At 48.4% G+C, this 1,531-nt stretch carries 1 protein-coding gene and 1 pseudogene; both read left to right on the plus strand.

Annotation, left to right across the window (positions count from 1 at the left end; translation table 11 throughout):
* A pseudogene (locus R7044_RS24025) lies at positions 1-566 on the plus strand (Mu transposase domain-containing protein); the annotation flags it as partial.
* 10 nt (positions 567-576) lie between these two features.
* Positions 577-1,317, plus strand: coding sequence for an IS21-like element ISVch3 family helper ATPase IstB (gene istB / locus R7044_RS24030; protein WP_225455849.1), 741 nt, complete (start codon positions 577-579; stop codon positions 1,315-1,317).
* Positions 1,318-1,531: the final 214 nt, after the last annotated feature.

Genomic DNA, 1,531 nt, shown 5'->3' on the forward strand with positions numbered 1-1,531 from the left:
ATACAGCGTTACCTGTATACCTAAACCAAACGAGCCAAAGTCGGGCCTGATTATCACATCGAATATCGCCGCCACCACTACTCGTGCCACATCAACTTGTAGGTCACCATGTCGAACTGGAAGCCTCCAACCGTCTGGTGCAAATCTACCATCAAGGTAACTTGGTCGCCCAGCATCCACTCAGCCAAAGAGAGCGCGGAAACAGCACCCAACCAGAGCACATGCCGAGTAATCATCAACATCAGAAGTGGTCGCCTGGACGCTTGCTCAACTGGGGAGCCAATATAGGCCCAGCCACACGAGAAGTCGTCAATAAGATGCTCAACTCCAAGCCTCATCCAGAGCAGTCGTATCGCTCCTGCCTTGGGCTGCTCAATCTGAGTAAAGCGCATGGCGAATCGCGCTTAGAGCAAGCCTGTAAAGATGCGCTGATGCTGACAAAACCGAACTACACCTTCATCAATAATCTGCTGAAAAACAATCGCGAGGGGCAACTGAGTAAAGATAAAGCGAATACACCGAACCTTGTTCACAGCAATGTTCGTGGCCCGAACTGTTATCACTAGGAGAAAGGATATGAACGCACTCAATGACCAACTCAAAGCCCTGCGCTTAAGTCATGCGGCGAAAGCGTTAGAGCAGCAACAAGAGCAACTGACCACCTACGCAGAGCTGGACTTCGAGGAAAGGCTAAGCCTGCTTCTGGAAAGTGAAATCTTGAATCGCAATCAGACCAAAATCCAACGCTTAAAACGACAAGCCAAGCTGAGAGTGGATGCTCAGCCGAGCCAACTCATCTACAAGGAGGGACGAAATCTCAATCGCAAACAGATGAGCGAACTTCTAACGGGCAGTTATCTACATAAGCACCAGAATATCTTGATCACAGGCCCAACAGGTACAGGCAAAACCTATCTTGGCTGCGCTCTGGCAACCAGCGCCTGCGACCAACAGCAAACCGTCAGATACTACCGATTAACTCGCTTGCTCGATGACCTGACCGCAGGTCGTCTGGATGGTAGCTATCAAAAGCAACTCCAATCGTTGGCTAAGAAAGCTCTACTAATCCTCGACGACTGGGGGATGGAAAAGCTAACCCAAGAGCATGCAGGTCACTTATTAGAAGTGCTTGAAGATCGTTACCAAAACAGCAGCACGATCGTCATCAGTCAGTTACCTGTAAAGGAGTGGTACAACATGATCGGTAACGCCACTGTCGCAGACGCTCTAATGGATCGGCTGGTACACAATAGTCATCGAATAGAACTGGGCGGTGAGTCAATGAGAAAACTGGCGCAATCCGATCACTTAGAGTAAAAATAGGAAGAGAGAAAAACGGCAGGATCAGGTGATCGGAATAAACCGAAACGAGCGATCGCAATCACCGAAATACGCAGTTAATTGCCTTGAGTAATTTAGATAAGCGTGATTGCCTACCATTGGTGAGTTTAGATTCAGCATCTCTCAATGGTGGCAAGTAAATGCATTGAATTAAGTCGAGTAACTCAGGATCGAATTGTGTGCTTCGAGA

This window comes from Vibrio sp. 1402, assembly GCF_033340275.1.

Excerpts from the sequence above, each read along its gene's own strand:
- istB (WP_225455849.1), top strand. The coding sequence starts at position 577 with ATGAACGCACTCAATGACCAACTCAAAGCCCTGCGCTTAAGTCATGCG.